Source organism: Cupriavidus taiwanensis (genome assembly GCF_900250075.1).
GTDB classification, from domain to species: domain Bacteria; phylum Pseudomonadota; class Gammaproteobacteria; order Burkholderiales; family Burkholderiaceae; genus Cupriavidus; species Cupriavidus taiwanensis_C.
The window spans coordinates 1,497,484-1,519,067 of the sequence record NZ_LT977070.1 but is presented as its reverse complement, the minus strand read 5'-3'; the positions used below and the strand labels follow the sequence as shown (position 1 = coordinate 1,519,067).

The 21,584-nt window shown below is 68.4% G+C and carries 20 protein-coding genes; 6 read left to right on the top strand and 14 right to left on the bottom strand.

Features of this window, described 5'->3' with window-relative positions:
* The first annotated feature begins 142 nt into the window (after positions 1-142).
* On the top strand, positions 143-1,873 hold the full coding sequence (locus CBM2588_RS07055) for an acyl-CoA synthetase (RefSeq protein ID WP_115679930.1): 1,731 nt from the start codon (positions 143-145) through the stop codon (positions 1,871-1,873).
* A gap of 3 nt (positions 1,874-1,876) precedes the next feature.
* On the opposite strand, the gene CBM2588_RS07050 is transcribed toward CBM2588_RS07055, so the two are convergent.
* A complete protein-coding gene (locus tag CBM2588_RS07050; RefSeq protein ID WP_115679929.1) occupies positions 1,877-2,779 on the bottom strand; it encodes a LysR family transcriptional regulator in 903 nt (300 codons plus the stop codon).
* Positions 2,780-2,984: 205 nt separating this feature from the next.
* Between CBM2588_RS07050 and CBM2588_RS07045 the strand changes: the two genes are divergently transcribed.
* The gene (locus CBM2588_RS07045; RefSeq protein ID WP_115681430.1) at positions 2,985-4,190 is read left to right on the top strand and encodes an MFS transporter; all 1,206 of its coding nucleotides are present in this window, start codon (positions 2,985-2,987) and stop codon (positions 4,188-4,190) included.
* A gap of 17 nt (positions 4,191-4,207) precedes the next feature.
* Here CBM2588_RS07045 and CBM2588_RS07040 read toward each other — a convergent pair whose 3' ends face one another.
* On the bottom strand, positions 4,208-5,062 hold the full coding sequence (locus CBM2588_RS07040; protein ID WP_172583567.1) for a ferritin-like domain-containing protein: 855 nt from the start codon (positions 5,060-5,062) through the stop codon (positions 4,208-4,210).
* A 160-nt stretch (positions 5,063-5,222) separates the two neighbouring features.
* Here CBM2588_RS07040 and CBM2588_RS07035 point away from each other — a divergent pair, with 160 nt between their 5' ends.
* The 3 genes from CBM2588_RS07035 to CBM2588_RS07025 all read left to right on the top strand — a co-directional run bounded on the left by CBM2588_RS07035 (position 5,223) and on the right by CBM2588_RS07025 (position 7,364).
* Complete coding sequence (locus tag CBM2588_RS07035; RefSeq protein WP_115679927.1) at positions 5,223-5,747, top strand: gamma carbonic anhydrase family protein; 525 nt, start codon at positions 5,223-5,225, stop codon at positions 5,745-5,747.
* 37 nt (positions 5,748-5,784) lie between these two features.
* Positions 5,785-6,786, top strand: coding sequence for an Hsp33 family molecular chaperone HslO (locus tag CBM2588_RS07030; RefSeq protein WP_115679926.1), 1,002 nt, complete (start codon positions 5,785-5,787; stop codon positions 6,784-6,786).
* A 155-nt stretch (positions 6,787-6,941) separates the two neighbouring features.
* Complete coding sequence (locus CBM2588_RS07025) at positions 6,942-7,364, top strand: hypothetical protein (RefSeq protein WP_115679925.1); 423 nt, start codon at positions 6,942-6,944, stop codon at positions 7,362-7,364.
* Between the two features lie 60 nt (positions 7,365-7,424).
* Here CBM2588_RS07025 and ftsB read toward each other — a convergent pair whose 3' ends face one another.
* From ftsB to edd, 12 genes are all read right to left on the bottom strand, one after another.
* Positions 7,425-7,766, bottom strand: coding sequence for a cell division protein FtsB (gene ftsB, locus CBM2588_RS07020; protein WP_018006885.1), 342 nt, complete (start codon positions 7,764-7,766; stop codon positions 7,425-7,427).
* 167 nt (positions 7,767-7,933) lie between these two features.
* Complete coding sequence (gene eno, locus CBM2588_RS07015) at positions 7,934-9,223, bottom strand: phosphopyruvate hydratase (RefSeq protein WP_115679924.1); 1,290 nt, start codon at positions 9,221-9,223, stop codon at positions 7,934-7,936.
* A 115-nt stretch (positions 9,224-9,338) separates the two neighbouring features.
* Positions 9,339-9,632: a DUF1330 domain-containing protein gene (locus CBM2588_RS07010; protein ID WP_111519669.1), complete on the bottom strand. Its 294-nt coding sequence runs from the start codon at positions 9,630-9,632 to the stop codon at positions 9,339-9,341.
* Positions 9,633-9,723: 91 nt separating this feature from the next.
* On the bottom strand, positions 9,724-10,593 hold the full coding sequence (kdsA, locus tag CBM2588_RS07005) for a 3-deoxy-8-phosphooctulonate synthase (protein WP_111519668.1): 870 nt from the start codon (positions 10,591-10,593) through the stop codon (positions 9,724-9,726).
* A gap of 27 nt (positions 10,594-10,620) precedes the next feature.
* The gene (locus tag CBM2588_RS07000; RefSeq protein WP_115679923.1) at positions 10,621-12,273 is read right to left on the bottom strand and encodes a CTP synthase; all 1,653 of its coding nucleotides are present in this window, start codon (positions 12,271-12,273) and stop codon (positions 10,621-10,623) included.
* A gap of 150 nt (positions 12,274-12,423) precedes the next feature.
* Positions 12,424-13,230, bottom strand: a complete 807-nt coding sequence (locus CBM2588_RS06995) for an alpha/beta fold hydrolase (protein ID WP_115679922.1) — start codon at positions 13,228-13,230, stop codon at positions 12,424-12,426.
* An 11-nt stretch (positions 13,231-13,241) separates the two neighbouring features.
* Positions 13,242-14,063, bottom strand: coding sequence for a hypothetical protein (locus CBM2588_RS06990; RefSeq protein ID WP_018006891.1), 822 nt, complete (start codon positions 14,061-14,063; stop codon positions 13,242-13,244).
* 114 nt (positions 14,064-14,177) lie between these two features.
* The gene (locus CBM2588_RS06985) at positions 14,178-15,017 is read right to left on the bottom strand and encodes a transglutaminase family protein (RefSeq protein WP_172583566.1); all 840 of its coding nucleotides are present in this window, start codon (positions 15,015-15,017) and stop codon (positions 14,178-14,180) included.
* 43 nt (positions 15,018-15,060) lie between these two features.
* On the bottom strand, positions 15,061-16,026 hold the full coding sequence (locus CBM2588_RS06980; protein ID WP_439897442.1) for an alpha-E domain-containing protein: 966 nt from the start codon (positions 16,024-16,026) through the stop codon (positions 15,061-15,063).
* A gap of 55 nt (positions 16,027-16,081) precedes the next feature.
* The gene (locus tag CBM2588_RS06975) at positions 16,082-17,557 is read right to left on the bottom strand and encodes a circularly permuted type 2 ATP-grasp protein (RefSeq protein ID WP_115679919.1); all 1,476 of its coding nucleotides are present in this window, start codon (positions 17,555-17,557) and stop codon (positions 16,082-16,084) included.
* A 340-nt stretch (positions 17,558-17,897) separates the two neighbouring features.
* Positions 17,898-18,404, bottom strand: coding sequence for a gluconokinase (locus CBM2588_RS06970; RefSeq protein WP_115679918.1), 507 nt, complete (start codon positions 18,402-18,404; stop codon positions 17,898-17,900).
* Positions 18,405-18,474: 70 nt separating this feature from the next.
* On the bottom strand, positions 18,475-20,367 hold the full coding sequence (gene edd / locus CBM2588_RS06965) for a phosphogluconate dehydratase (protein WP_115679917.1): 1,893 nt from the start codon (positions 20,365-20,367) through the stop codon (positions 18,475-18,477).
* A gap of 255 nt (positions 20,368-20,622) precedes the next feature.
* On the opposite strand from edd, the gene CBM2588_RS06960 reads away from it, so the two are divergent.
* A complete protein-coding gene (locus CBM2588_RS06960) occupies positions 20,623-21,576 on the top strand; it encodes a MurR/RpiR family transcriptional regulator (protein ID WP_115679916.1) in 954 nt (317 codons plus the stop codon).
* The last annotated feature ends 8 nt before the right edge of the window (positions 21,577-21,584 follow it).

Below are 21,584 nucleotides of genomic sequence, written 5' to 3'. Positions count from 1 at the left end.
CGTCGGGATCTTGCCCGCCGCGGGGGTTGGCGGGGAAGCCACGACAAAATAGAACGATCGTTCGCTTGTGCGCATTATAGCGGCAGCGGCCGCCAGCGCCGCTCGCCGTTGGCCGCGAGGCGGACCCCAACGGAGACCATGAATGGCCGCAGCTGCCTTGCCGGCAAGCCGGCGCGACGATTACCGCGCCCTGTACGAATCGTTCCGCTGGGAGATTCCGGCGCAGTTCAACATCGCCGAAGCCTGCTGCGGCCGCTGGGCCCGCGACCCGGCCACCATGGACCGCATCGCGGTCTATACCGAACACGAAGACGGCCGCCGCAACGCACACAGCTTTGCCTATATCCAGGCCGAGGCCAACCGGCTGTCGGCGGCGCTGCGCGCGCTGGGCGTGGCGCGCGGCGACCGCGTGGCGATCGTGATGCCGCAGCGCATCGAGACCGTGATCGCGCATATGGCGATCTACCAGCTCGGCGCCATCGCCATGCCGCTGTCGATGCTGTTCGGGCCGGAGGCGCTGGCCTACCGCATCGCGCACAGCGAAGCCGGCGTGGCCATCGCCGACGAGACCTCGATCGACAACCTGCTGGCGGCGCGTCCGGAGTGCCCGACGCTGGCCACCGTGATCGCCGCCGGCGACGCCCGCGGCCGCGGCGACCACGACTGGGACCTGCTGCTCGCGGCGCAGCTGCCGACCTTCGTCGCCGAGCAGACCAAGGCCGACGAAGCCGCGGTACTGATCTACACCAGCGGCACCACCGGGCCGCCCAAGGGCGCGCTGATCCCGCACCGCGCGCTGATCGGCAACCTGACCGGCTTTGTCTGCTCGCAGAACTGGTATCCGCAGCACGACGACGTGTTCTGGAGTCCGGCCGACTGGGCCTGGACCGGCGGCCTGTGGGACGCGCTGATGCCGGCGCTGTATTTCGGCAAGCCGATCGTCGGCTACCAGGGCCGCTTCTCCGCCGAGCGCGCCTTCGAACTGCTGGAGCGCTATGCCGTCACCAATACCTTCCTGTTCCCGACCGCGCTCAAGCAGATGATGAAGGCCTGCCCCGAGCCGCGCCGGCACTACGACATCCGGCTGCGCGCGCTGATGAGCGCCGGCGAGGCCGTGGGCGAGACCGTGTTCGGCTGGTGCCGCGACGCGCTCGGCGTGCTCGTCAACGAGATGTTCGGCCAGACCGAGATCAACTACATCGTCGGCAACTGCACCGCGCAGAACGACGACGAACGGCTGGGCTGGCCGGCCCGCCCGGGTTCGATGGGACGGCCCTACCCCGGCCACCGCGTGCAGGTGATCGACGACGAAGGCCGTCCCTGCGCGCCGGACGAGGACGGCGAGGTCGCGGTGTGCGCCACCGACAGCGCCGGACATCCGGACCCGGTGTTTTTCCTCGGCTACTGGAAGAACGACGCCGCCACCGCGGCCAAGTACACCGAGCGCGACGGCCTGCGCTGGTGCCGCACCGGCGACCTGGCGCGCGTCGATGCCGACGGCTACCTGTGGTACCAGGGGCGCGCCGACGATGTGTTCAAGTCGTCGGGCTACCGCATCGGCCCGAGCGAGATCGAGAACTGCCTGCTCAAGCATCCCGCGGTGTCGAACTGCGCCGTGGTGCCGTCGCCCGATCCGGAGCGCGGCGCGGTGGTCAAGGCCTTTGTGGTCCTCACGCCATCGGTGGCGCGTTCGTTCGACGGGGACGCGGCGCTGGTTGCGGAACTGCAGGCCCATGTGCGCGGCCAGCTGGCGCCGTACGAATACCCCAAGGCGATCGAATTCATCGACCAGCTGCCGATGACCACCACGGGCAAGATCCAGCGGCGGGTGTTGCGGCTGCTGGAAGAGGAGCGCGCGGGCAAGCGCGCCTAGCCGCTAGGGGCTGCCCTGGTCAGCAGGAAAGAGTCGCGCACACAGAAAATCGACCAGCGTCCGCACCTTGGGCGAGGCATGCCTGCTCGCCGGCCAGAGCACATGAAAGGGCTTGGCCGGCCCCACATGGCCAGCCAGTACCTGGCACAGGCTGCCATCGGCCAGTTGCTCGCGGATGGCGAAATCCGGCAGGCAAGCAATGCCCAGGCCGCGCAGCGCAAAACACAGGCGCGTCTCGATGTTGTTGCAGATCATCGATGCCGGCAGCGCCAGCTCGGGCTCGCCCGGCGCGCGCCGCAGCGGCCATGCCTCGAGCTTGCCGGTGTGGGGAAAGCGGTAATGCAGGCAGGCATGGCTGGCCAGGTCGGCAGGCACCTTCGGCGTGCCACGCTGCGCCAGGTACTCGGGCGACGCCACCAGCATCGCCTGGAACGCTCCGAGCCTGCGCGCCGACAGGCGCGAGTCGGCGGGCTCGCCGGTCCGGACCACGGCATCGAAGCCCTCCTCGATGACATCGACCAGTTGGTCGGTGAAATCCAGGTCCAGCTCGATGTCCGGATACGCGCGCATGAAATCGCCCAACACGGGCAGGACCAGCGAACTGACCAGCGGCAAGCTCACCCGCAGGCGGCCCCGCGGCGCCGCGGTGGCTTCGGCCAACTCCAGCTCCGCCGCTTCGATCTCGGCGAGCACGCGGCGGCTGCGCTCCAGGAACAGCGCGCCTTCGGCGGTCAGCGCGACACTGCGCGTGCTGCGGTGGAACAGCCGTACGCCGAGCCGTTGTTCCAGCCGCGCGACGCTCTTGCCGACGGCAGAGGCCGACACTCCAAGCAGGCGCCCCGCCGCGACAAAACTGCGGGTCTCGGCCACCTGCACAAACACTGCGAAGCCACTGAGGCTGTCCATGATGCCCCCGATTGCGGACACAAAGTTCCGGAGAAAAAGGAACTGTAGCCCACTTTTTCTTTAATGGCGGCTTCCTTATCGTGGGCGGGTCGGTACGAGCGCACGTCAGGCCAATTTGCCGCCGACCTGCGTGACGCCGTCCATGGCCTCTCCCGGCTGCGTCGCAGCCGTCGACCCCTTCATCACCTTCCGCCAGGGCCCCAACATGACCACAGCCACCAACCCGCTTGCCGGCGATGCCCACCAGGGCGCGCAACCTGTTCCGCTACCGCTTCCGGCACTGCTTGCGCTTGCCGTCGCAGGCTTCATCACCGTCCTGACCGAGGCCTTGCCGGCAGGGCTGCTGCCGCAGATCGGCGCGGGCCTTGCCATCTCCGAGCCGCTTGCCGGCCAGTTCGTCACGATCTACGCATTCGGGTCGCTGGTGGCCGCCCTGCCACTGACGGCGGCCACGCAGGGGCTGCGGCGACGGCCGCTGCTGCTGCTTGCGATCGCGGGCTTTGCCGTCGCCAACGCCGTGACTGCCTGGTCCGGCAACTATGTCCTGACGATGGCTGCGCGCTTTCTTGCGGGGGTCTCGGCCGGCCTGCTGTGGGCGCTGCTGGCCGGCTATGCCGCGCGCATGGTTCCCGATCACATGAAGGGCCGCGCCATTGCCGTCGCCATGGTTGGCATACCCCTGGCCTTGTCGCTGGGTGTGCCATCCGGGACCTTCCTCGGTGCCATCATGGGCTGGCGGGCATGCTTCGGCATCATCAGCGCGATGACGTTGGGCCTGATTGCCTGGGTGCTGGCCAGCGTGCCGGATTTTGCCGGCCAGCCTGCCGGCCAGCGGCTGCCGCTCCGGCGCGTGTTCACGCTGCCGGGGGTACGTCCCGTGCTGTTCGTGACGCTCAGCTTCGTGCTGGCGCACAACGTCCTCTACACCTATATCGCGCCGTTCCTGCGCGCGGCAAACGCCGGGGCACGGCTGGATCTTGTCTTGTTCGTGTTCGGCGTGGCCTCGCTCGGCGGCATCTGGATCACCGGCGTGCTGATCGACAAGTGGCTGCGGCGGCTGACGCTGGCCAGCACGCTGCTGTTCGGGCTGTCAGTGCTGGCGCTTGCGGCCGCGGGCGCGCACCCTGCGGTGGTCTATGCCGCGGCGGCTACCTGGGGCCTGGGCTTCGGCGGCGTCTCCACGCTGTTCCAGACGGCGCTGGCGGCGACCGCCGGCAAATCCGCCGACGTGGCGCAGTCGATGCTGGTCACGGCCTGGAACATCGCCATCGCCGGCGGCGGTGTCATCGGGGGGCTGCTGCTCGATGGCTTCGGCATCGGCGCATTCCCGGCCGTGCTGGTGGCCCTGCTCGCGGCAGCATGGCTGACGGTCTGGTCGGCGCGCAAGCATGGCTTCCCGTCGCACCGCTGAATTGGTGGGCGGCAGCCCTAGCCGGCCGATGCCTCCAGCCACGCCAGCTCGTCCTCGTCGAAGCCCGCGGCGCGGCGCGCCTCGAGGTTGAAGGGCCCGCGCAGCTTCGGCGCGCGGTACTGTTCGGCCAGCCGCGCGTAGGTGGCAACGGGATCCAGCCCGCGCTGCGCGCACAGCCAGCGGTACCAATGGTTGCCGATGGCGACGTGGCCGACCTCGTCGCGCAGGATGATGTCGATGATGGCCGCGGCGTCATGGTCGCCGGCGCCGGCCAGCCGCGCGCGCACCGGCGGCGACGCGTCGAGCCCGCGCGCCTCGAGCGTGCGCGGCACCAGCGCCATGCGCGCCAGTACGTCGCCGGCGGTCTTGTCGGTCATCTCCCACAGGCTGTTGTGGGCCGGGAAATCGCCGTAGGCGGCGCCGAGCGTGGCGAGATGGTCGGCCAGCAGCGTGAAGTGGTACGCCTCTTCATCGGCCACGCGCAGCCAGTCGCGGTAATACGCGGGCGGCATGCCGGCAAAGCGCCAGGCCGCGTCCAGCGCCAGGTTGATGGCATTGAACTCGATATGGCACAGCGCGTGGATCATCGCCGCGCGTCCGGCCGGGGTCTGCAGCGAGCGGCGCCGCTCGACGTGCTGGGGCGCCACCAGGGCCGGCCGCGCCGGTCGGCCAGGGATCGCGTGGGTGGCCCCGGCATGGATCGCCTCGCTCGCTTCCAGGGCGGCATCGGGCAACGTCATCACATGGCGATAAAGTGCGCGCGCCGCCACGGCCTTGTCGCGCGGATCCGTCAGGCACAGCACCGCCAGAGCTTGCCGGCGTGGCGAAGAAGACGGGTCAGGCGGCGCGGTGTCGGGTGTTTTTTCTGGCATGGGCGTAAAATCCGGGTCTGCCGCCATTGTAGGGCCTTGCCGGCGCCCGCCTCCCGCACCAGCGGCGAAGCCCAGGGCGCCGCTCCGTTTCCCGGCGCCGGCCCTTTAAAGTCCGGCGGCAACCCCCACTTCAACAAAAGCCATTCGTGCAGGAGACCTCATGGCGCTTTACCAGCTCGGCGACGTCAAGCCCAGTATCGACAGCGATGCCTACGTGGCCCCCGAAGCCACCATCATCGGCAACGTGACCCTCAAGTCCCGCGCCAGCGCCTGGCCCGGTGTCGTGATCCGCGGCGACAACGAGCCGATCGTGGTCGGCGCGGACACCAATATCCAGGAAGGTTCGGTACTGCATACCGACCCCGGCTGCCCGCTGACGCTGGGCGACAAGGTCTCGATCGGCCACCAGGCCATGCTGCACGGCTGCACCGTGGGCGAAGGCTCGCTGATCGGGATCCAGGCCGTGGTGCTGAACCGTGCCGTGATCGGCAAGGAATGCCTGGTGGGCGCCGGCGCCGTGGTTACCGAGGGCAAGGTGTTCCCGGACCGCTCGCTGATCCTGGGCGCGCCGGCCAAGGTGGTGCGCCAGCTCACCGATGCCGACGTCGCCAACCTGTATCGCAACGCCGAGACCTACGCCACGCGGCAGGCCCTGTACAAGCAACAGCTCAAGCGGATCGGCTGACGACCGCCGAGCCTCTACCGAAACCCGACCGATTATTGTGACCGATACCACCACCCCCGACACCCTGCAGAAGTTCCTGTTCGACGCGGCCCCCGTGCGCGGCGAGCTGGTGCGCATGGAAGCCACCTGGCAAGAAGTGCTCGGCCGCCACAGCTACCCTGCCCCGGTGCGCCGGCTGCTGGGCGAGATGATGGCCGCCGCGGCGCTGCTGTCGGCCAACCTGAAGTTCAACGGGGCGCTGGTGATGCAGCTGCACGGCGACGGCCCGGTGCGCATGCTGGTGGTGGAATGCCTGTCCGATCTGTCGATGCGCGCCACCGCCAAGCTGGCCGAGGGCGCGCAGCTGGCCGACGATGCCACGCTGGCGCAGATGGTCAATGCCCACGGCCACGGCCGCTTCGCCATCACGCTGGACCCGAAGGACAAGCTGCCGGGCCAGCAGCCCTACCAGGGCATCGTGCCGCTGGCCGACGCCCACGGCCCGCTGGGCTCGATCAGTGCCGTGCTGGAGCACTACATGCAGGCCTCCGAGCAGCTCGACACGCGCCTGTGGCTGGCCGCCGACGACCATGTTGCCGCCGGCATGCTGCTGCAGAAGCTGCCGGCCTACGGCGGCACCGCCGAAGTCGGCGAGACCGGCGCGCCGCTGGCCGGCCATGCCAGGGCGCAGGACCTCGACACCTGGGACCGCGCGGTGCAGCTCGGCACCACGCTGAAGGCCGAGGAACTGCTGGCCGAGACGCCCGACACGCTGCTGCGCCGCCTGTTCTGGGAAGACCTGCAGGACGCCGGCCTGCGCGTGTTTGAGCCGCTGACGCCGCATTTTTACTGCAGCTGCTCGCGCCCGAAGGTGGCTGGCATGCTGCAGTCGCTGGGCCAGGCCGAGATCGAAAGCATCATCGCCGAGCGCGGCCATGTCGAGATCCACTGCGACTTCTGCGGCCAGCGCTATGAATTCGACCCCGTCGACTGCGCGCAGCTGTTCTCGCCCACGCCGGTCGCCACCGGTGCCGGTGCCGGCGCAAGCCAGCACCACTGATCCTCCCCCGGGCAGCGCCTGCGTGTGCTGCCGCACCGAGCGGGCGATACGGGCCACCAGGCGGGCGGCGCCGCGGAAACATAGGCCCTGGCGCCGGGTCCAACGGCTGTACGATGGCAGCATGCCGCTGCCGAACCGCGAGCCCGAGAACCGCCATGTCCGCCCGAGCCAACCCTCCCCTGCCTGTCCCTGCATCGCGTACCCGTCATCCGCGGCGGGGCGCAGCCGCCTGCGCCGCGCTCGGCGCGCTGCTGCTGGCTGCCGGTTGCGTGCAGATCCCGCGCGATGCCAATGGTTCACCGCCTACCGCGCGGCTGGCACCCAACGCGTTACCGCCGGCACCGCTGAGCGCCGAAGACAGGCAGAAACTCGACGAGCTGAACCAGCAGGTGCTGCGCGACCAGGCGGCCGCGATCGCGCTGGACCAGCAGGCCGCGGCCGCGCGCGCGGCCTATGCCTATCCCAACACCAGCTGGAACCTGTTTTACGGCGGATGGGGTGGCGGCCACTGGGGCGGCGGCGTCAGTGTCGGCATGCCCGGCTGGGGCTGGGGCGGCTATCCGTACGGCTGGTGGTGAAGGAGCTGCGGCTGGCTTGAGGCAAGTTGCAGCAAGCCGCCGGCAGTCACGGTGAACGGCTTAGTGGCCGCCCCGGCCGGCGACCGAATTCGGCGGCGGCGGCAACGGCGGCGTGGCGCTGACCTTGGGCGCCGGCGCGACGAACTGCACGAAGACCTCGCCTTCGCGCACCATGCCCAGTTCATAGCGGGCGCGTTCCTCGATGGCGCCGGTGCCGTCCTGCAGGTCGGCCACTTCCCCTTCCAGCTTGGCGTTGCGCAGCTTGAGCGTCTGGTTGCGGGTACCCTGCTCGGTCAGCTGGCGGTTCAGGTCCCACACGCGCAGCCAGCCGCCCTTGCCAAGCCAGAGCGGATACTGGATGGCAAGCAGCAGCACGAACAACAGCAGCGAAATCAGGCGCATGAAAGGTGGCGGACAGGAATTTCCGCACAATGATCTGCGAACTCCGCCTGGAAGGCAATTGCCAGGCAGATTTCGATACAAAAACGGCGGCGGCCGGGTAGTCCCGGCCGCCGCCATGCCATTCGCCCGCGGCCGCTCCCGCTGGCGCGGGAACGACGCGGCAAACCTCAGCGCAGGTTGTAGAACGCGCCCTTGCCCGGGTAGCTGGCGATATCGCCCAGGTCTTCCTCGATCCGCAGCAGCTGGTTGTACTTGGCCATGCGGTCCGAGCGCGACAGCGAGCCGGTCTTGATCTGGCCGGCGTTGGTGCCCACCGCGATGTCGGCGATGGTGCTGTCCTCGGTTTCGCCCGAGCGGTGCGAGATCACGGCGGTGTAGCCGGCGCGCTTGGCCATCTCGATGGCGGCGAAGGTCTCGGTCAGGGTGCCGATCTGGTTGATCTTGATCAGGATCGAGTTGCCGATGCCCTTCTCGATGCCTTCCTTCAGGATCTTGGTGTTGGTGACGAACAGGTCGTCGCCGACCAGCTGCACGCGCGAGCCGAGCTTGTCGGTCAGGGTCTTCCAGCCGTCCCAGTCGCCTTCGGCCATGCCGTCCTCGATCGACACGATCGGGAACTTGTCGCACAGGTTGGCCAGGTAGTCGGCGAACTGCGTCGAGCTCAGCTTCAGGCCTTCGCCTTCCAGCTGGTACACGGCTTCGCCTTCGTGGTAGAACTCGCTGGCGGCGCAGTCCAGCGCCAGCAGCACGTCCTCGCCGGCACGGTAGCCGGCCTTCTCGATGGCCTGCACGATGGTGTTCAGGCACTCCTCGTTGGACGAGAAGTTCGGGGCGAAGCCGCCTTCGTCGCCCACCGCGGTGGACATGCCCTTGTCGGCCAGGATCTTCTTCAGCGCATGGAAGATCTCGGCGCCGCAGCGCAGCGCTTCGCGGAAGCTGGTCTGCGACACCGGCATGACCATGAATTCCTGGATGTCCAGGCTGTTGTTGGCATGCGCGCCGCCGTTGACGATGTTCATCATCGGCACCGGCAGCTGCATTGCGCCCGAACCGCCGAAGTAGCGGTACAGCGGCAGGCCGGCTTCTTCAGCGGCTGCCTTGGCGACAGCCATCGACACCGCCAGCATGGCGTTGGCGCCCAGGCGGCCCTTGTTCTCGGTGCCGTCGAGGTCGATCAGGGTGCGGTCCAGGAAGGCCTGCTCGGAGGCGTCCAGGCCCATGATGGCTTCGGAGATCTCGGTGTTGATATGCTCGACCGCCTTCAGCACGCCCTTGCCCAGGTAGCGGCCCTTGTCGCCGTCGCGCAGCTCGATGGCTTCGCGCGAACCGGTAGACGCGCCCGACGGCACCGCGGCGCGGCCCATCACGCCGGATTCCAGCAGCACGTCGCACTCGACGGTGGGATTGCCGCGCGAGTCGAGAACCTCGCGACCGATGATATCTACGATTGCACTCATGAATTCCTCTCTGACTGTTGATTCTTGCTGCTGATCACTTCAACCTGTGCGCGTGTCAGGCGCGTGTCATGGGCGCAAGCGCTACGCGCATGACGGCTGCCTGGCGCCTGCCGGCTCAGGCGGCGCCTTCGACCACGATCATATTCATCTTCGCCGCATGCTCGCGCGACTTGCGCGCGGCGCGGTAGGCCTCGCCATCGTGGAAGGCCTTGGCGGCGTCATAGCTGGGGAATTTCAGCACCACCACGCGCGTCGGCGCCCAGTCGCCCTCGAGCGGCTCGGTCTTGCCGCCGCGCACCAGCACCTCGGCGCCATGGATCTGCATGGCCTTGCTCGAAAGCACCTTGTATTGCTCGTACTGCTGGGGGTCGGTCACGTCGACGTAGGCGATGATAAAGCCCGCGGCCATGGGGAATCTCCCGATTTTTTGTATTGTCTTTCGATATGGTTTGTCACCGCCGGCATCCGCGACCGGCGCGGCGGCGACAAACGGTGCGGGCTCAGGCGCAGGCCGGCCAGCCGAAGTTGTCTTCCAGGAAGCCGGCGCGCTTGACCAGCGTGTCGAGTTCCTTGAGCACGGACAGCAGTTCCTTCATGCGCGACAGCGGCACCGCGTTGGGGCCATCGGACATGGCCTTGCTCGGGTCCGGATGCGTCTCCATGAACAGGCCAGCCACGCCGGTGGCGACCGCCGCGCGCGACAGCACCGGCACGAACTCGCGCTGGCCGCCCGAGCTGGTGCCCTGGCCGCCCGGCAGCTGCACCGAGTGGGTGGCGTCGAACACCACCGGGGCGCCGGTCTCGCGCATGATCGCCAGCGAGCGCATGTCGGACACAAGATTGTTGTAGCCGAACGAGACGCCACGCTCGCAGGCCATGAAGACATCGTCGGGCAGACCGGCTTCGCGCGCGGCATCGCGCGCCTTGTCGATCACGTTCTTCATGTCGTGTGGCGCCAGGAACTGGCCCTTCTTGATATTCACCGGCTTGCCGCTCTGCGCGCAGGCACGGATGAAATCGGTCTGGCGGCACAGGAACGCGGGCGTCTGCAGCACGTCGACCACGGCAGCGACGGGCTTGATCTCGTCGATCTCATGGATGTCGGTCAGCACCGGCACGCCGATCTCACGCTTGACGTGGGCCAGGATCTCCAGGCCCTTCTCCATGCCAAGGCCGCGGAACGACTTGCCCGACGAGCGGTTGGCCTTGTCGAACGACGACTTGTAGATGAACGGGATGCCCAGTTCCGTGGTGATGGCCTTGAGCTCGCCCGCGGTATCCAGCGCCATCTGCTCGGACTCGATCACGCACGGACCGGCGATCAGGAAGAACGGCTGGTCGAGGCCGGCCTCGAATCCACAGAGTTTCATGACTGTCTCTCCTGCTTGCGCCTGGCCTTACGCGCCCTTGCGCTGCTGGCTGGCCAGCGCGGCTTCGACGTAGGCCTTGAACAGCGGATGGCCGTCGCGCGGGGTCGAGGTGAATTCCGGGTGGAACTGCACGCCGACGAACCACGGGTGCATCGACTCGGGCAGTTCCATCATTTCCGGCAGGTTCTCGGTCGGCGTGCGCGCCGAGATCACCATGCCGGCTTTTTCCAGCGTCGGCACGTAGTGGTTGTTGACCTCGTAGCGGTGGCGGTGGCGCTCGTTGACCTCGGCGCCGTAGATGGCGTGGGCCTTGGTGCCTGCCTTGACCGGCACGCGCTGCGCGCCCAGGCGCATGGTGCCGCCCAGGTCGGAATCGGCCGAGCGCTGCTCGACCTTACCTTCGCGGTCGACCCACTCGGTGATCAGCGCGACCACCGGGTGCTCGGTTTCCAGGTTGAACTCGGTCGAGTTGGCATCGGCCATGCCGGCCAGGTGGCGCGCAAACTCGATCACCGCCAGCTGCATGCCCAGGCAGATGCCCAGGTAAGGGACCTTGTTCTCGCGGGCGTACTGGATCGCGCGGATCTTGCCTTCGGTGCCGCGCTTGCCGAAGCCGCCCGGCACCAAGATCGCGTCGAGCGGGGCCAGCACTTCGAGGTGGCCCGATTCCAGTTCCTCGGAATCGATGTACTCGATGTTGACGCGCGTGGCGGTGTGCATGCCGGCGTGGCGCAGCGCCTCGATCAGCGACTTGTACGACTCGGTCAGGTCGACGTACTTGCCGACCATGCCGATGGTGATTTCGTGCTCGGGATTTTCCTGGGCGTTGACCAGCTTCTGCCACATCGACAGGTCGGCCGGCTTCGGATCCAGGCGCAGTTCTTCGCAGATCAGGCGGTCCAGGCCCTGCTCGTTGAGCATCTGCGGGATCTTGTAGATGCTGTCCGCATCCCACACCGAGATCACGGCGTCCTGCGGGATATTGGCGAACAGCGAGATCTTGGCGCGCTCGTCGTCCGGGATCGGGCGGTCGGCGCGGCACAGCAGCGCGGTCGGCGAGATGCCGATTTCGCGCAGCTTCTGCACCGAGTGCTGGGTCGGCTTGGTCTTCAGCTCGCCGGCGCTGGCAATGAACGGCACCAGCGTCAGGTGCACGAAGGCGCAGTGGTTGCGGCCCATGCGCAGGCTCATCTGGCGCGCGGCTTCCAGGAACGGCAGCGACTCGATGTCACCCACGGTGCCGCCGATTTCCACCAGCGCCACGTCGGCCTTGCCGTCGTGCGACGCGGCCGCGCCCTTCTCGACGAAGGCCTGGATCTCGTTGGTGATATGCGGGATCACCTGCACGGTCTTGCCCAGGTATTCGCCGCGGCGCTCCTTGCGGATCACCGATTCGTAGATCTGGCCGGTGGTGAAGTTGTTCGACTTGCGCATCTTGGCCGAGACGAAACGCTCGTAGTGGCCGAGATCGAGGTCGGTTTCCGCACCGTCTTCCGTGACAAACACCTCGCCATGCTGGAAAGGGCTCATCGTGCCGGGATCGACGTTGATGTAGGGATCGAGCTTGAGGAGGGTGACTTTGAGGCCGCGCGACTCAAGAATGGCCGCGAGCGAGGCAGCAGCGATGCCCTTGCCGAGAGAAGAGACGACGCCACCGGTGACGAAGACGAATTTGGTCATAAACCGAGCTTGCCGGGGAAATCGGGATTATACATGAGAGCCCGTCCCCCGCCGACCCGGAAATTGTGACAGCAGCCCGCCTCCGGCGTGCCGATCGCCAAGGCGCGGCCGCGTTGCCGGCGCGCTGCGGCGCATGCGCCGCACGCTAGCTCAGCGCCCCTGCTCCCGCATCGCGCCGATCAGTTCGCGCACCAGTTGCGCGGTCTGCTGCGGGCGCTCCATCGGGTACAGGTGGCCACCCTCGATAAAGCGCAGGTTGGGCCCGACCAGCCGGCGCGTCGCCCCCAGGCCGCACTGCCGCACCTCGCGCGAGCGCGTGCCGGCGACAAAGCCGACCGGCACCGGCGCGCCGCGCGCGACCTTGCGCCCGAGGCTGGTCGGCAGCGTGCGGTAGATCCAGTATTCGACCTCGCGGTCGAAGCGCAGCCGGCGCTCGCTGTCCTTGCCGGTGGGCTCGGTGCCGTGGATGGCATAGTCGCGCAGCACTTCCTGGTCCCACACGGCGAAGTTGGGCTTGGCGCGGAAGTGTTCCCACACCGCCTCGGCGTCCGGCCAGTGCGTGCGCCGGTTCCGGGTCACCGCCGCCGGGCCGGGCTTCTCATCGATGCCCAGCATCTGGGCGGTCTTCAGCAGGGACGCGCGCCAGCCGGCGATGATCGGCGAGTCCAGCATGACCACGCCGCGCACCCGGTCCGGCCGGCGCAGCGCCGCCATCAGCGACAGGAAGCCGCCCAGCGAATGGCCCACCAGCCACACCGGCTCACGGTACTGGAGGTCGATGTCGCCGAGCAACTCTTCCACCAGGTGCGGCCAGCCGCGCGTCACCGGGAATTCCGGCTTGTGCCCGTAGCGGTCCACGGCGCGGAACTCGAACTCGCCGTCGAGTTCGCCGAACAGCTTGCGGTAGGTGGTCACCGGAAAGCCGTTGGCGTGGGAAAAATGGATGATGTCGCGCATGCCTGCCGCCCTCAGTCCGGCTTGCGCGGATGCACGCGCCTGGCCCGCACCGGCTGGGCCCAGCGGTCGGCCTCGCCGGAGCGCGCCAGCGAGAATTCCGCGGGCGCGGCCGGATCCCATTCCGGGTTGTGGATCTCGCCGAAGACCTGGCGCAGGCGATGGCCCCAGGTGTCGCGGATCATGCGGAAGTAAGCGTTGCGCTCGTCGATATTGACGAAGTGGTTCACCTGCAGCGAATCGGCTTCATAGACCAGCAGGTCCAGCGGCAGGCCCACCGAGATATTCGACTTCAGCGTCGAATCCATCGAGATCAGCGCGCACTTGGCCCCTTCCGCCAGCGGCAGCGACGGGTGCACGACGCGGTCGACGATGGGCTTGCCGTACTTGGCCTCGCCGATCTGGAAGTAGCAGTTCTCGGGCGTGGCCTCGACGAAGTTGCCGGCCGCGTAGACATTGAACAGCCGCGCCCGCTCGCCGCGCACCTGGCCGCCGAAGATCAGGCTGACATTGAACTCGATGCCGGCGTCGCGCAGCGCATGGGCGTCGCGCCGGTGCACCTGGCGCACCGCCTCGCCGACGATCGAGGCGGCCTCGAACATGTCGCGCGCGGTCCACAGCGAACGCTTCTCGTCATGGTCCTCGATCAGGATCTGGCGCACCGACTGGCTGATGGCCAGGTTGCCGGCGGTCATCAGCACCATCACCCGGTCGCCGGGCTCCTCGAACACCGTCATCTTGCGCGCGGTGGAAATGGCGTCTACCCCTGCATTGGTGCGGGAATCGGACAGGAATACCAGGCCGGCATCCAGCCGCATGGCTACACAATACGTCATGGTTTGTCTTGGTGTTCTTGGTGGCGGCCGGCATGGACCGGCAGTGGCCTGCATCACTCTGGATTCTAGCGCCCGTGCACCGGCACGGCGCCGCGTCTGGAAGCAAGCACCTAATCAGTTCGAAAGTGGCGTGATCGTTACATTTACTTCCAGCGTCTCGCCGGCGCCGCCATCCACGATGCCCCGCACTGGTGCCGCCGACGCGTAATCGCGCCCCACCGCCAGGCGGATATGGCGCTCGTCGGTCAGGCAGCCGTGCGTGATGTCGATGCTGCACCAGATTTCGCCGGCCGGGTCCAGGCACACGTCGGCCCAGGCGTGACTGGCCAGTTCGGTGGCAGCCGGGTCGTAGAAATATCCGCTGACATAGCGCGCCGGAATGCCCAGCGCCCGGCACGCCGCCACCATCACCTGCGCCTGGTCCTGGCACACCCCGCTGCCGAGGGCGAACGCCTCCGCCGCTGAAGTGCCGACATCGGTGGTATTGGGCTTGTAGCGCACGCGCTCGCCGATGCCAAGCGCCAGCGCCAGCAGCGCATCGATGTCGTGCCCCGCGGCCAGGAACGGCGCGGCAAACGCCCGCATCGGCGCCGGCGCCGTGGTCAGCGGCGTGCTGCCGAGGAAGTACAGCGGCGAGACCCGCGCCTCGCCGTCAGGCGGCGCATCGCAAAACGCGTGGTGCCCGTCGCGGTCCAGGTCTCCATGCGGCGGCAGCACTTCGACCTCGCCGCTGGCCTCGATGGCGATGGTGCTGGCGGGCCCGGACACCGTGAAGTTGTGCACGATGTTGCCGAAGCCGTCGCGCGCCGCCGACGGGTTGCCGGGCGTCGACAGCTGCCAGTAGTCAACGGTCTGCAGCGGACCCGAGCGCGGCTGCAGCCGCACTTCGTGCACGCTGCGCCGCACCGGTTCGGTGTAGCGGTAGACGGTATGGTGGTGGATCTTGTATTTCACGGTATCAGGGCGCGGCGGCACGGGGGCTTGCCGGCTGCCCGGCTCAGGCCGCCTGTAGCGGCACCAGGAAGTCCCGGCTGATGCCGTTGCCGAGGTCGCCGATGCGCTCCAGGAAGCTGGTCAGGTACGCATGCAGGCCGACGGCAAAGATGTCGTCGATGCGCGCGTACTTCAGGTCGGCGTGGAGTTTACCAGCCTGGCGCTCGGTTTCCGCCGAATGCTGGTTGCGCACCGTATGCAGGATGGCCACCACCTCGTCCATGCTCGACACCAGCGAACGCGGCATGTCGGGGCGCAGGATCAGCAGTTCGGCCACGCGCTGCGGCGTGATGACCGCGCGGTAGACCTTGCGGTAGACCTCGAAGCCCGACACCGAGCGCAGGATCGCCGCCCAGTGGTAGAAATCGTTGTGGGCGCCCGGGTCGGGATTGGCCTGGGCCTGCCCGCCATTCCCGCCATTCCCCCCCTCTGCGCCCTCCGCGCCGGACGACGCCTGGAACTTGACGTCGAGGATGCGCGCGGTATTGTCGGCGCGCTCCAGGAAAGTGCCCAGCCGCATGAAATGGAAGGCATCATCCTTGAGCATGGTGCCGAACTGCACCCCGCGCGCCAGGTGCGAGCGGAACTTGACCCATTCGAAGAAGCGCGCCGGATCTTCCTTGAGCACACCATCGGCGATCAGGCGCTGCACCTCCAGCCAGGTGGTGTTGACGGTCTCCCAGACCTCGGTGGTGAGCGAGCCGCGCACCGCGCGCGCGTTCTCGCGCGCCGCGCGCAGGCAGCTCATGATCGACGAGGCATTGGTCATGTCGCGCACCATGAAATCGATCACGTCGTCGCGCGACAGCAGGCCGTACTTGTGGTCGAAGACGTCGGTCAGCTCCGAGATATCGAGCATGGCCCACCAGCCCTGCTCGGCCACCTCGGCCGATTGCGGCAGCAGCGAGGTCTGGTAGTTGACGTCGAGCATGCGCGCGGTGTTCTCCGCGCGCTCGGTGTAGCGGGCCATCCAGAACAGGTGGTCGGCGGTGCGGCTCAGCATGCGGGCTCTCCCGAATCGGCGTTCATCGTTCCAGCACCCAGGTGTCCTTGGTGCCGCCCCCCTGCGAGGAATTCACCACCAGCGACCCCTCCCGCAGCGCCACGCGCGTCAGCCCGCCCGGCACCATCCGCACCTCCTTGCCCGACAGCACGAACGGGCGCAGGTCGATATGGCGCGGGGCAATGCCGGACTCGACATAGGTCGGGCAGGTCGACAGCGCGAGCGTGGGCTGTGCGATGTACTGCTCCGGCCTGGCCCTGACCACCTCGCGGAAGGCATCGATCTCGGCGCGCGTCGCCGCCGGGCCGACCAGCATGCCGTAGCCACCGGCCCCGTGGGTTTCCTTGACCACCAGTTCGGCCATATGGTCCAGCACGTACTGCAGGTCCTCGGCGCGACGGCACATGTAGGTCGGCACGTTGCTCAGGATGGCCTCTTCGCCCAGGTAGAAGCGGATCATGTCCGGCACATAAGGATAGATCGACTTGTCGTCGGCCACGCCGGTGCCGATCGCATTGCAGATGGTCACGTTGCCGGCGCGGTAGACCGACAGCAGCCCCGCGGCGCCGAGCGCGGAATCGGGGCGGAACACAAGCGGGTCGAGGAAATCGTCGTCGACGCGCCGGTAGATCACGTCGATGCGTTGCGGGCCCTGCGTGGTGCGCATGAACAGGTGGTTGTCCTCGACGAAGAGATCGCTGCCTTCGACCAGCTCCACCCCCATCTGCTGCGCAAGGAAGGCGTGCTCGAAGTACGCCGAGTTGTACATGCCCGGCGTCAGCACCACCACGGTGGGATCGGCGATCGCCTGCGGCGAGACCCCGCGCAGCATGTCGAGCAGCAGGTCGGGATAGTGCGCCACCGGCGCCACGCGGTTGCGCGCGAACAGGTCCGGGAACAGGCGCATCATCATCTTGCGGTTCTCGAGCATGTACGACACGCCCGACGGCACGCGCAGGTTGTCTTCCAGCACGTAGAACTCGCCTTCGCCGGCACGCACCACGTCGATGCCGGCGACATGCGCATAGACGTCGTGCGGCACGCTGACGCCGAGCATCTCGGGCCGGTACTGGGCGTTGTTGTAGATCTGGTCGGGCGGGATCACGCCGGCGCGGATGATGTCCTGGCCGTGGTAGATGTCATGGATGAAGCGATTCAGCGCGGCCACGCGCTGGCGCAGGCCTTTTTCCAGCAGCGCCCATTCGCTCGCGGGGAAAATGCGCGGGACCACGTCGAACGGAATGGTGCGCTCGGTACCGCTGTTGGCTTCGTCCTTGTCGCCGTAGACGGCGAAGGTGATGCCCACGCGCCGGAACACCAGGTCGGCCTCGGCGCGCTTGTTGGCCATGGTGCTTTCGGTCTGGCGCGCCAGCCATTCGGCGAAATGCCGGTAGTGCGGCCGGACCACCCCCTCAGGCAAGGCCTGTCCCGCGTGGATCAGCGCTGGCGCACTGTCGTTGCGCAAGTCCAGCATCTCGTCGAAATACCGCGCCGCCATGATGGCCGCTCCTCCATGTCGCGGGCGCCGCTGCCGGCCGCCCTGGTTGCCCTGGCTGTCCTGCCCTGCCGCGCGGCCGCGCAAGTTGGCGCAAGCCGCGGTGATGCCGTCGAGTCACTGGCCCTTCCAGCATACCCGTGCCGGCGAAAGCCGCAAGGCGGCCGGCGGGCCGCCCGTGCCACCGCAGCCGCGCCGCACGGACACCGAAGCGAAGCTAGCAAGATGCCTGCCAGCGCACGCAAAAAAACGGCCGCCGGTGAGGCCGGCGGCCGTGGTTGCGATCCATGGAAAGTCGGGAAGTCCGCCCGGGACCATGCCCCTCCGGGCACGGGGGCAGCGCTCAGCGCGGCGCGCTGGCGTCCTGCCGCACGGTGGCGCGCAGGATGGTGTCGACCAGCGCCTCCGGTGGCTGGCGGATGTCGAGGGCCAGCGCGTCGCCGGGCACTTCCAGCGTATCGAACTGGCTTTGCAGCAGCTCCGGATTGAAGAAATGCTCGGTGCGCGCGGACAGGCGCTGGCCGATCAGCGCGGCATCCCCCTTCATGAACACGAAGGTCACGCCGCCATCGGGCGGGGTCAGCCGGTCGCGGTAAGCCTGGCGCAGCGCCGAGCAGGTGAACACATGGGTGCGGCCTTCGGCCCGGGCAGTGTCGATGGCCGCGCGCATTGCCGCCAGCCAGGGCCAGCGGTCATCGTCGGTCAGCGGGATGCCGGCGTGCATCTTGGCCTTGTTGGCGTCGCTGTGGAAGTCGTCGGCGTCATGGAAGCCGCAGCCCAGCCGCTGCGCCAGCAACTGGCCGACCGTGGTCTTGCCGCTGCCGGAAACGCCCATCAGGATATAGATCATGTCTGCTCCGTCGGTCTTGGTATCGGATGGTGTTGCCATCCTTGTCGGTTGCCTGCCTGTCCTGGTCCGGCTATTGTGCGACGGATCGCAGCTCGGCGGTACGGCCGTCGGCGCCGGCGGCGCCGGCATCCAGTTCGGACAGGTCCAGTGCGCTGCCGCCCTCTTCCGCGATCCGGGCGTGGCGCCGGAACAGGCCGAACAGGCCGCGCCCCAGGCTGAACTGCGCGAACCGGTCGGCAGGCGCGCGTACCGGCGCCCGCGCCGCGAATTCGGCCTCGTCGCCCAGCCATTGCAGCGTGCCGGCGACAGCGTCGACCCGGATGCGGTCTCCGTCACGCACGCGCGCCAGCGCTCCGCCGGCCAGCGCTTCGGGGCCGACGTGGATCACCGCCGGCACCTTGCCCGAAGCACCGGACATGCGCCCGTCGGTCACCAGCGCCACCTTGTGGCCGGCGTCCTGCAGCGCGCCCAGCACCGGGGTCAGCCGGTGCAGTTCCGGCATGCCGTTGGCATTCGGCCCCTGGAAACGCACCACCGCCACCAGGTCGCCGCCCAGTTCGCCAGCGTCGAACGCCGCCTGCAGCGCCTCCTGCGAATCGAACACCCGCACCGGGGCTTCGACCACGCGGTGCTCGGGCGCCACGGCCGAGACCTTGATCACGCCGCGGCCCAGGTTGCCCTGCATCAGCCGCAGGCCGCCCTCGGCGGAGAACGGCGCGCCCGCAGTCGCCAGCACCTGCGGGTCGCCGCTCTTTGCGGCGCCGTCGCGCCAGTGCAGCACGCCGTCCGTCATCACCGGCTCCTGCGCGTAACGGGCCAGGCCCGGGCCGGCCACGGTCTGCACGTCCTCGTGCAGCAGCCCGGCCTGCAGCAGCTCGCGGATCACGAAGCCGGCGCCGCCGGCGGCATGGAAATGGTTCACATCGGCCGAGCCATTGGGATAGACCCGCGCCAGCAGCGGCGTGATGCGCGACAGCATGTCGAAATCGTTCCAGTCGATGACGATGCCGGCGGCGCGCGCCATCGCCACCAGGTGGATGGTGTGGTTGGTCGAGCCGCCGGTGGCCAGCAGGCCGACCATGGCATTGGCGATGGCGCGTTCGTCGACGATGCGCGCCAGCGGCAGGTAGCTGTCGCCGCGCGCGCGCAGCGCAATCGCGCGCTGTGCCGCCGCGGCCGTCAGCGCATCGCGCAGGCCGCTGTCCGGATGGACGAAGGCCGCGCCCGGCAGGTGCAGGCCCATCACTTCCATCAGAAGCTGGTTGCTGTTGGCGGTGCCGTAGAAGGTGCAGGTGCCGGCGCCGTGATAGGCCTGGCATTCGGCCTCCAGCAAGGCCTCGCGCCCCACCTGGCCGGTGGCGTAGAGCTGGCGCACGCGCGCCTTCTCCTTGTTGGGCAGCCCGCTGGCCATCGGGCCCGCGGGCACGAACACCATCGGCAGGTGGCCGAATTGCAGCGCGCCCATCAGCAGCCCCGGCACGATCTTGTCGCACACCCCCAGCATCAGCGCCGCATCGAAGGTGTTGTGCGACAGCGCCACCGCGGTGCCCATGGCAATCGCATCGCGCGAGAACAGCGACAGCTCCATGCCGGCGTTGCCTTGCGTGATGCCGTCGCACATCGCCGGCACGCCGCCCGCCACCTGCGCCACCGCGCCGACCGCGCGCGCGGCCTCACGGATTACGGCGGGATAGCGCTCGTAGGGCTGGTGCGCCGACAGCATGTCGTTGTACGCGGTGACGATGCCCAGGTTGGGCGCATGCTCGACGCGCAGCTTCAGCTTGTCGCTGGCCGGCAGCGCGGCAAAGCCGTGCGCCAGGTTGGCGCAGGACATGCCGCGCAGCGGCCCCAGTTCCGCCTGCGCGCGCTCGCAGCGCGCAAGGTAGGCGGCACGGCTGGCGCGGCTGCGCGCAACGATGCGGTCGGTAACGGCCTGAAGCTCGGCATGGACGGCAGAAGGCATGGCGTTTCGGTCCTTGTGGGCGGAATGAGGCATGGCGATTCGGCGCGCTATGGCGCCGAAACCTGTAGATTTTCTACAATTCGGGCGCCATTATACCCAGCGCCCGCCGCTCGTCATTACGACCACGCAGAAAAATCGCTCAGAAAATGCCGGAGTCAGGGCAAACCCCAAGCGCCAGCCCGGCCGCATTTCGGGCAAGATGCGGCGCCAATCATTGTAGAATCTCTACATATCCTTTCCACCGACACTGCCTTCATGCGCGACCGCATCCTTGCCGTCTACGACACCCTTCGTCCTTCAGAACGCCGCCTGGCCGACTATGTCGCCCGCCACGGCGCCGCCGTGATCCGGCTGTCGATGCCGGAACTGGCCGAGCGCGCCGGCGTGTCGCAACCCACCATCGCGCGCTTCTGCGCGGCGCTGGGCTACGATGGCTTCCGCGAATTCAAGCTGCAGTTCGCGCAGAACGTCGGTGGCGGCACGCCCTTCGTGCACCAGGATGTGGCCGCCGACGACCGTCCGGCGGACATCGCGGGCAAGGTGTTCGACCGCACCATTGCCACGCTGATGAGCGTGCGCAACGCCCTGTCGGCCGACCAGATCGAGCATGGCATCCGGCTGCTCGCCGGCGCGCGCCGCATCGAGTTCTACGGCTGCGGCAACTCCGGCATCGTCGCGCTCGACTTGCAGCACAAGTTCTTCCGCCTGGGCATGCCGACCGTCGCCTATGCCGACCCGCACGTGTTCAGCATGTCGGCGGCGCTGCTGGGCCCCGGCGACGTGGCCGTGCTGGTCTCCAACAGCGGCCGCACCTGGGACATGCTGACCGCCGCCACGCTGGCACGCAGCAGCGGCGCCGGCGTGCTGGCGCTGACCCACAGCGGCTCGCCGCTGGCCCGGCTGGCCGATGTCTGCGTGTTCTCCGACGTCGAGGAGGACAGCGAGGTCTACACGCCGATGACCTCGCGCATCAGCCACCTGGTGCTGGGCGACGTGCTCGCCGCCGGCGTCGCGCTGGCGCGCGCGGACACCGTCGCGCCGCGCCTGCAGCGCGCCAAGGCGCATCTGCGCGAGCGGCGCATCGCCGGGGCCGAGCCGGCGCCGGCACGCAGCCGGGGCCGCGCCGTGGCGGCAGAGCTGGCCACGCCGTCTGCGTCAACCAAGCCCGCACCGCCCGCCGCACCCCCCAGCCGCCGTAAGGCCGGCTGACCGCCCGC

Excerpts from the sequence above, each read along its gene's own strand:
- CBM2588_RS07055 (WP_115679930.1), top strand. The coding sequence starts at position 143 with ATGGCCGCAGCTGCCTTGCCGGCAAGCCGGCGCGACGATTACCGCGCC.
- CBM2588_RS07050 (WP_115679929.1), bottom strand. The coding sequence starts at position 2,779 with ATGGACAGCCTCAGTGGCTTCGCAGTGTTTGTGCAGGTGGCCGAGACC.
- CBM2588_RS07045 (WP_115681430.1), top strand. The coding sequence starts at position 2,985 with ATGACCACAGCCACCAACCCGCTTGCCGGCGATGCCCACCAGGGCGCG.
- CBM2588_RS07040 (WP_172583567.1), bottom strand. The coding sequence starts at position 5,062 with ATGCCAGAAAAAACACCCGACACCGCGCCGCCTGACCCGTCTTCTTCG.
- CBM2588_RS07035 (WP_115679927.1), top strand. The coding sequence starts at position 5,223 with ATGGCGCTTTACCAGCTCGGCGACGTCAAGCCCAGTATCGACAGCGAT.
- CBM2588_RS07025 (WP_115679925.1), top strand. The coding sequence starts at position 6,942 with ATGTCCGCCCGAGCCAACCCTCCCCTGCCTGTCCCTGCATCGCGTACC.
- ftsB (WP_018006885.1), bottom strand. The coding sequence starts at position 7,766 with ATGCGCCTGATTTCGCTGCTGTTGTTCGTGCTGCTGCTTGCCATCCAG.
- eno (WP_115679924.1), bottom strand. The coding sequence starts at position 9,223 with ATGAGTGCAATCGTAGATATCATCGGTCGCGAGGTTCTCGACTCGCGC.
- CBM2588_RS07010 (WP_111519669.1), bottom strand. The coding sequence starts at position 9,632 with ATGGCCGCGGGCTTTATCATCGCCTACGTCGACGTGACCGACCCCCAG.
- kdsA (WP_111519668.1), bottom strand. The coding sequence starts at position 10,593 with ATGAAACTCTGTGGATTCGAGGCCGGCCTCGACCAGCCGTTCTTCCTG.
- CBM2588_RS07000 (WP_115679923.1), bottom strand. The coding sequence starts at position 12,273 with ATGACCAAATTCGTCTTCGTCACCGGTGGCGTCGTCTCTTCTCTCGGC.
- CBM2588_RS06995 (WP_115679922.1), bottom strand. The coding sequence starts at position 13,230 with ATGCGCGACATCATCCATTTTTCCCACGCCAACGGCTTTCCGGTGACC.
- CBM2588_RS06990 (WP_018006891.1), bottom strand. The coding sequence starts at position 14,063 with ATGACGTATTGTGTAGCCATGCGGCTGGATGCCGGCCTGGTATTCCTG.
- CBM2588_RS06980 (WP_439897442.1), bottom strand. The coding sequence starts at position 16,026 with ATGGCCCGCTACACCGAGCGCGCGGAGAACACCGCGCGCATGCTCGAC.
- CBM2588_RS06975 (WP_115679919.1), bottom strand. The coding sequence starts at position 17,557 with ATGGCGGCGCGGTATTTCGACGAGATGCTGGACTTGCGCAACGACAGT.
- CBM2588_RS06970 (WP_115679918.1), bottom strand. The coding sequence starts at position 18,404 with ATGATCTATATCCTGATGGGCGTTTCCGGCAGCGGCAAGACCACGGTC.
- edd (WP_115679917.1), bottom strand. The coding sequence starts at position 20,367 with ATGCCTTCTGCCGTCCATGCCGAGCTTCAGGCCGTTACCGACCGCATC.
- CBM2588_RS06960 (WP_115679916.1), top strand. The coding sequence starts at position 20,623 with ATGCGCGACCGCATCCTTGCCGTCTACGACACCCTTCGTCCTTCAGAA.